Below are 7,587 nucleotides of genomic sequence, written 5' to 3' on the forward strand. Positions count from 1 at the left end.
AAAACAAGGGCTTAACCCGTCTAAATCTCTTTGTTTATCGTTTGATGTCTCTGATGAACCCTGTCATGACAGTGGTATCAAGTGGTTTGACCCTTGCTATCTACTGGATTGGGGCGCACTTGATCAATGATATCGCCATGCCAAAAGATCCTACAAAGATCTTCACCAGTCCTGCATTAGCGGATCGGACCAAGGTCTTCTCCGATATGATCACCTTCTCCTCTTACGCCATGCAGGTTGTCATTGGCTTTATGATGATGGTGGCCATCTTGATTATTCTGCCTCGTGCCTTAGTATCCGCAAAACGGATTAATCAGGTCTTGGCTCTAGAGCCGTCTGTTGATTTTCCATCTGAGTCCAAGACTGAGTCTGGAGAAAAAGGAAGTGTAGAATTCCAAGATGTTTCCTTCCGCTATGGACGGACTTCCCGTGCTGTGATTGAGCACGTGACCTTCTCAGCTCAGAAAGGACAAACCGTTGCCTTCATTGGATCAACTGGTTCTGGTAAATCCACTTTGGTCAATTTAATTCCACGTTTTTACGATGCGACAGAAGGAAAGATCTTAGTGGATGGGGTGAATGTCAAGGACTATAGCCACCAAGAATTGAACAATAAAGTCGGCTACATTCCACAAAAAGCAGTGCTCTTTAGTGGCACGATTCGCTCCAATATGGAATTTGGGGAAAGTAGCCAAGGAAAATTAGAGGATGAAGCCATCTGGAAAGCTCTTGAATTGGCCCAAGCCAAAGAGTTTGTTGCCGCAAAAGAGAAGGGCTTGGATACAGAAGTAGCGCAAGGAGGAAGCAACTTCTCTGGAGGACAACGTCAACGTTTGGCGATTGCGCGTGCCCTTGCACGCAAGCCCGAGATCCTCATCTTTGATGATTCCTTCTCAGCCCTGGATTATAAAACAGATCGGATCTTGCGACAAGCCCTAAAAGAAAAGTTGGCAGATACGACCAAATTGATCGTTGCGCAACGGATTTCGACCATTATGGATGCGGATTTGATTTTGGTCTTGGATCAAGGGAAGGTCGTCGGTCAAGGTACCCACAAGGAATTGCTTGCGACCAATGAAGTCTATCAAGAAATTGCCTATTCACAATTGTCTAAGGAGGAGTTGGAACATGCATAAAACAAAACAAGAATCGTCCCTTTGGAGACAACTTTCTCCCTATTTGAAGGGCTTCCACCTATTTTTCCTAGTTGCTATCCTCTTTTCGGTCGTATCGAGTATTATCACGGTTATTGGACCGGATAAGTTAAAAGAAATTACAGATACCATTACAAAAGGGATGGGAGGCGCCATTGATATTGATAAGATCACTTCGATTGCCCTGACCTTAGCCATCCTTTATGGAGTTGGAGCACTGGTGTCCTACAGCAGTAGTTTCATTATCTCAACGATGATTCAGCGCTTTGCAGAACGCTTGCGCAATGCTATTGCTGAGAAGATCAATCGCGTGCCCCTCCAATATTTTGATAGCCATGAACAAGGAGATACCTTGTCTCGTGTGACCAATGACGTGGATTTGATGACCCAATCCTTTAACCAAAGCTTGGTTCAAATGGTCTCTTCTATTGTCTTATTGATTGGCTCCATCTTTATGATGTTTAAGACGGACTGGCACTTGGCGGTGACAGCGATTGTGTCCGTCTTTGCAGGTTTTGCTCTTTCCAGCATTATTATGGTCAAGAGCCAGCCTCTCTTTAAGCAACAACAGGACAACCTTGCCAAAGTTTCAGGCTATGTTGAAGAAATCTATAGTGGACACAATGTGGTCATTTCCTATAATGGCCGTCATCAGGCCAAAGATCATTTTGATGCTATCAACCAAGATTTGTACCATAGCATGTGGAAATCCCAATTCTTCTCTGGGATCATGATGCCCTTGATGCAGTTTGTAGGGAATTTCGGCTATGTCATGGTCTGTATCGTTGGGGCTGTCCTCACCATTAATGGAGACATTACCATCGGGACCATTGTGGCCTTTATGACCTATGTCCGCATCTTTACCCAACCAATCGGTCAAATGGCGCAAGGAATTACCCAATTGCAATCAGCCAGTGCTGCTATGGGGCGTGTCTTTGAATTCTTAGACGAAGAAGAAATGGAAGACGAATCCCAAAAAACACGTCAATTGGAAACACCCGAAGGTCATGTTACCTTTGAACATGTGCGTTTTGGCTATTCATCAGATAAGACTATTATCCATGACTTTACAGCTGAAGCGAAGCCAGGACAGAAGGTGGCTATTGTTGGTCCAACAGGTGCTGGTAAGACCACCATGGTCAATCTCTTGATGCGTTTTTACGACATTCAAGCTGGTAAAATTACCATCGATGGTGTGGATACTAAGGCCATGAGCCGAGAAGAAGTTCATGATGCCTTTTCGATGGTCTTGCAAGATACCTGGCTCTTTGAAGGCACTATTCGGGAAAATCTTGTCTTCAATCAAACCGATATTTCAGATGAAGCAGTCGAAGCGGCAACCCGAGCGGTTGGGGTCCATCACTTTATTCGGACCTTGCCGAATGGCTATGATACTGTATTAGATGATTCAGTGACCTTGTCCGTTGGTCAAAAGCAACTTTTGACCATTGCGGTGCCCTCTTGAAGGACGCCCCGCTTCTTATCTTGGATGAAGCAACCTCATCTGTCGATACCCGTACAGAAGAGTTGATTCAAAAAGCCATGGACAAACTCATGGAAGGCCGAACCTCCTTTGTTATTGCCCATCGCTTGTCCACTATCCGTAATGCGGATCTGATTCTCGTGATGAAAGATGGAAATATTATCGAGCAAGGCAACCACCAAGAACTCATGAGCCAAAATGGCTTCTATGCTGATCTCTATAATAGCCAATTCACAGAAGAAGTAGCATGAAATCAAGATACAAGGCTTGTGAAATGTAAAGTAAAAAATAGGATAGAAGGCAATTCTATGTGCTTCTATCCTATTTTTTATGCTGGAAGAAGGGATGGGAAAGACGATTCTTAGGTACAGAAAAATGACAAAGCGTCAAAAATAGATCGCTTCTAATGTTAAAAAGAAGAAAGAGAGGATAAAAAAGAAGCCTGGCTTGACAGGCTTTCTTAGGATCGCGTATACTAGTAGTACAAAAACGAGATGATAGACAGGAGTGCCAACATGAAGCCCAATCTTCAAGATTATCTGAAATTTTATCGTTGGCTAACTCTGCCTTTTACGAGAAAGCCACGTCGTGTGCAGGTTCTTCAAAGGATGAATCGAATCCTGACGTTTGCCATGCCAGGCATCTACGTCCTGGTCTTTTGTTGGCTGTTTTTAAAGAAAACTTCAATGGGAGGAATCTGGTCTTTCATCTGGATTCCTGCGTCGGGTTTTATCTTATTTAGCCTCTTTCGTCATTGGGTCAATGTTCCGAGACCTTATGAGAAATGGGACATTCAACCCTTATTAGAAAAAAATTCATCCGGTCATTCCTTTCCTAGCCGACATGTTTTTTCGGCGACCATTATCTCCATGTGTGTCTGTCAGTTGTCTCTTCCGCTAGGAATGTGCTCCATGCTTCTATCTCTTCTATTAGCCCTTGTCCGAGTTCTTGGAGGGGTTCATTATCCCAAGGATGTCCTCGTCGCTTGGGGACTGGGACTCGCCTGGGGAGGACTTTTTTGGCTGGTTTAAATGAACAAATTGCTAAAAAATGACCTTTGTATAATGGCGACTGGTATTGTATACTAGTAAGATAACATAGAAGAGGAGAGGCGATGAAGTACAGAAAAGCAGAAAAAGCAGATCTGGATCAGGTGGTTCGAGTAGCCAGTACAGCCTTTGAGGACTATCTATTTTTAAAAGTCATCAAGGATTTGGTTCGGGATCCCAAGCAATATCCTGCCTTTGTTGAGGCAATGATGCGCATCCTGGTAAAGGTTTTTCTTAAGCACCATATGTGCCTTGTGGCAGAACAAAATGATGAAATTTATGCAGTTGCCTTGTTGCAAAAGGGACCGATTCCTTTTCGGGCCTATCTCTTAAATGGGGGATTCGGTTTGCTCAAGTTTATTTCCTTGAAAAATATGTTGGCCTACTTTAAATTTATGGAGGACACGGATAAGGAATTGGAGCAAAATGTAGACTTTGATTGGTATTTGATGCTTCTCGCAGTCGCCCCTAAACACCAACGGCAGGGCTATGGCAGTCGATTTATGACAGAAGGAATTGAGCCTTTCTTGGAAGAGATCCAAGGAAAAAAACTAGCCTTTTATACCAATACCAAAGGAAATGTCTATTTTTATACAAAAAATGGCTACAAGGAAGTCTATTCAAGTGAGATTTGCTTTAACCAAGTAGAGATGGGTAGTTGGTATTTCTTGAAGGAACTAAAAAAACACTAAGGTTACAATCTTAGTGTTTTTTCATTGTAGCTGTGAATCTGCCTGAATGCCGAATTTTTCAAAGAAAGCTGTTCGTTCTTCTATGATAGCATCGGTCGGATGTTTGATATTCCGTAAGAGCTCAACAAGGTCCGGCGTGACTTCACGTAGCAGTTGCCCTAAAGACCAGATAGCCGTTGCGATATGGATCTGATTTTGCGAGGTCTCGATGATGTTCAGGAGTTTAGGGATGGATGAGCGGTCATTGGCATTGGCCAGTGCGATAATGGCATTGCGTTGGAGGATATTCTTACCTCGCCAGCTTCCAGCAACATGCCTGAATTTTTCCTTAAATTGTCCGTTGGACAGTTCTATAAAGGGAAGCAATTCTGGATGAGCCAGATCTGGATCGATTTCTGTTGCTAAGGGATTATCTAGCCCTTTGTTATAAGGGCAGCTAATCTGACAGATGTCACATCCATAGATGACCGTTTTAATTTTCTTGCGAAATTCTAGGTCCATCATGCCCTTGTCCTGAGTTTGGAAGGACAAACAGCGTTTGGCATTCATAGAGCCATCTCCGATTAAACAGGATGTTGGGCATGCATCTAAACAACGTCGACAGTCTCCACAACCATAGTCGACAGGCTGATCTGGTTCAATTTCGAGATTGGTAATCAATTCCCCCAGAAACATGTAAGAACCGTATTCTTTTGAAATGACCAAGCCATTTTTTCCGATAAAGCCAATCCCTGCTCGTTGGGCGACAGCCGTATCAACCAGTGCTCCAGTATCGACCATGCCCTTATATTCAAAATCTTGCGTCATTTCTTCAATCCCAGCAGCTAAACGGTTGAGCTTGTCTTGAAGGACATAATGGTAGTCTAATCCCCAGCTGTTGGGAGTGAATTTTCCTCTTTTATAGGCTGTTTTTTGAGGTTGTTGCTTGAGTTTGTGGGGGTAGGCGACAGCGATTGAGATGATGGTCTTGGCGGAGGAGAGACTTAATTTGGGTTGGATGCGCTCTTCAATATTCTTATGCTCGAATCCAGAATTCCGTCCTTCCTCAACGGCCAAGCGGAGCGATTTTTCCAAATAAGCGAAGTCATCAGCAGTTGTAAATCCAATTTTTGAAATCCCAATAGAATGCGCCAGTTGGATAATGTTTTCTTTTAGTGTCATCCCTTTCATTATACACAAAAATAAAGTTTCTGGCGAGAGAGGAAAACAATAGAAAGGGCTTTCAAAAACTTTCTTTTTTTTGTATAATAGAAACATGAAATGCGAGGAGGATATTATGGGACAACCATTATTTTTACATTCAGTCATGCAGGAAAAAATTTGGGGAGGAACTCGTCTGAAAGAAGAATTTGGTTACGAAATTCCGAGCGACCATGTCGGTGAATTTTGGGCGATTTCAGCCCATCCACATGGAGTTTCTAAAGTAGCCAATGGTCCATACGAAGGAATGGGATTGGATCAGCTCTATCAAGAGCATCGGGAATTATTCGGTAATCGTAAAGAGCCTGTCTTTCCTTTATTAACAAAGATTTTGGATGCCAACGATTGGCTCAGTGTACAGGTGCACCCAGATGATACCTATGCAATGGAGCATGAAGGAGAACTTGGAAAAACTGAGTGTTGGTACGTGATTGCGGCTGATGAAGGATCTGAGATTATCTATGGACATAATGCCAAGTCAAAAGAAGAACTCCGCCAGCAAATTGAGGATAAGGACTGGGATGCCTTGCTGACAAAAGTTCCTGTCAAGGCTGGAGATTTCTTCTATGTGCCAAGTGGGACCATGCACGCGATTGGATCTGGAATCTTGATTCTTGAAACACAACAGTCGAGTGACACTACCTACCGGGTTTATGATTTTGATCGCAAGGATGATCAAGGAAACTTGCGGGAGCTTCATCTAGAAAAATCAATTGATGTGTTAAACATCGGTGAGCCAGCTAATAGCCATCCAGATATAGTTGTTGTTGATAATCTTCGAATGACCACCTTGGTTGCCAGTGATTTCTTTACGGTTTATAAGTGGGAACTTACTGGAAAAGCTAATTTTGAAAAGACTGCTGATTACAGCTTATTGAGCGTCTTAGCCGGAGAAGGGAAATTGACTGTAGATGGAAAGGATTATCCTATTCAAAAAGGAAGTCACTTTATCTTGCCAAGCGATGTTGAATCTTGGAATTTGGAAGGGCAAGGTTTAGAATTGATCGTGAGTCACCCATAAAAAAAGAAAGGGTTTGAGTTAATGCTGTGGAGTGACTCAAGCCTTTTTTTATCTGGTATAAAAATTTTTTAAAAAAATTCTTGACTCTGACCTAAGGGGAGGGATTATACTATCCTTGTAATACTCTTCGAAAATCAAATTCAAACCACGTCAGCGTCGCCTTACCGTATATATGTTACTTACTTCGTCAGTTCTATCTACAACCTCAAAGCAGTGCTTTGAGCAACCTGCGGCTAGCTTCCTAGTTTGCTCTTTGATTTTCATTGAGTACAAGGAGGAAATCATGTACCATATCAAAAAAGCTGCAGAGCTGTCGGGTGTCTCTATCAAGACCTTGCACCACTATGATAAGATAGGACTTCTAGTCCCTGTGAAATCTGAAAATGGTTATCGGACATACAGTCAAGAAGATTTAGAACGATTACAGGTGATTCTCTACTACAAGTATCTAGGATTTTCCTTAGACCAAATAGCAGAACTCTTAGCCAAAGAAAAATCTAACTTATTGCCCCATTTGACCAAACAGTTGGACTATTTGACTCAAAAAAGGCAACATCTGGATACCTTGATTGCCACCTTGCAAAAAACCATTCAAGAACAAAAAGGAGAAAGAAAAATGACCATTGAGGAAAAATTCACTGGATTTAGCTATCAAGACAATCAAAAATACCACCAAGAAGCAGTAGAGAAATATGGTCAAGAAGTCATGGACCAGGCTCTCGAGCGCCAAAAGGGGCGTGAAGATGAGGCTACGGAAGTCTTCAACCAAGTTTTTCAAGCTTTGGCTCAAAATCTCAAAGATGGACTACCCGTATCAGCAAATGAAAACCAAGATCAAGCCGCCAAACTTTTAGACGCGATTCGAACGTATGGATTTGACTGCTCTATAGAGGTTTTTGACCATATCGGCAAAGGCTATGTCTATAATCCAGAATTCAAGGAAAACATCGACAAGTTTGGAGCTGGCACAGCCCAGTACACTTCGGAT

6 protein-coding genes and 1 pseudogene are annotated in these 7,587 nt (G+C 42.6%); 6 read left to right on the plus strand and 1 reads right to left on the minus strand.

The genetic code is table 11. The features are described 5' to 3' along the window. The 4 genes and pseudogenes from SPADD19_RS12205 to SPADD19_RS00810 form a co-directional block, all read left to right on the plus strand. On the plus strand, nt 1-1,136 hold a 1,136-nt coding region (locus tag SPADD19_RS12205; RefSeq protein ID WP_241496374.1), incomplete at its 5' end, for an ABC transporter ATP-binding protein. Next, nucleotides 1,129-2,888, plus strand: a pseudogene (locus SPADD19_RS00800) (ABC transporter ATP-binding protein). The gene SPADD19_RS12205 and the pseudogene SPADD19_RS00800, both read left to right, overlap by 8 nt. A gap of 264 nt (nt 2,889-3,152) precedes the next feature. After that, on the plus strand, nt 3,153-3,668 hold the full coding sequence (locus SPADD19_RS00805; RefSeq protein ID WP_061454954.1) for a phosphatase PAP2 family protein: 516 nt from the start codon (nt 3,153-3,155) through the stop codon (nt 3,666-3,668). Nucleotides 3,669-3,751: 83 nt separating this feature from the next. After that, nucleotides 3,752-4,378 (plus strand): GNAT family N-acetyltransferase, encoded by a 627-nt coding sequence (locus SPADD19_RS00810; protein ID WP_013904083.1) that lies wholly within the window; start codon nt 3,752-3,754, stop codon nt 4,376-4,378. Nucleotides 4,379-4,399: 21 nt separating this feature from the next. Here SPADD19_RS00810 and queG read toward each other — a convergent pair whose 3' ends face one another. Continuing rightward, nucleotides 4,400-5,539, minus strand: coding sequence for a tRNA epoxyqueuosine(34) reductase QueG (gene queG / locus SPADD19_RS00815; protein ID WP_049518012.1), 1,140 nt, complete (start codon nt 5,537-5,539; stop codon nt 4,400-4,402). A 115-nt stretch (nt 5,540-5,654) separates the two neighbouring features. Here queG and manA point away from each other — a divergent pair, with 115 nt between their 5' ends. Together manA and SPADD19_RS00825 are read left to right on the plus strand one after the other, a co-directional pair. Next, nucleotides 5,655-6,599 (plus strand): mannose-6-phosphate isomerase, class I, encoded by a 945-nt coding sequence (gene manA / locus SPADD19_RS00820; protein WP_061454955.1) that lies wholly within the window; start codon nt 5,655-5,657, stop codon nt 6,597-6,599. Between the two features lie 283 nt (nt 6,600-6,882). After that, the coding region (locus SPADD19_RS00825; RefSeq protein WP_061454956.1) for a MerR family transcriptional regulator at nt 6,883-7,587 on the plus strand (705 nt) is incomplete at its 3' end.

Origin of the sequence: Streptococcus parasanguinis (assembly GCF_001578955.1) — a bacterium.
Classification (GTDB): domain Bacteria; phylum Bacillota; class Bacilli; order Lactobacillales; family Streptococcaceae; genus Streptococcus; species Streptococcus parasanguinis_U.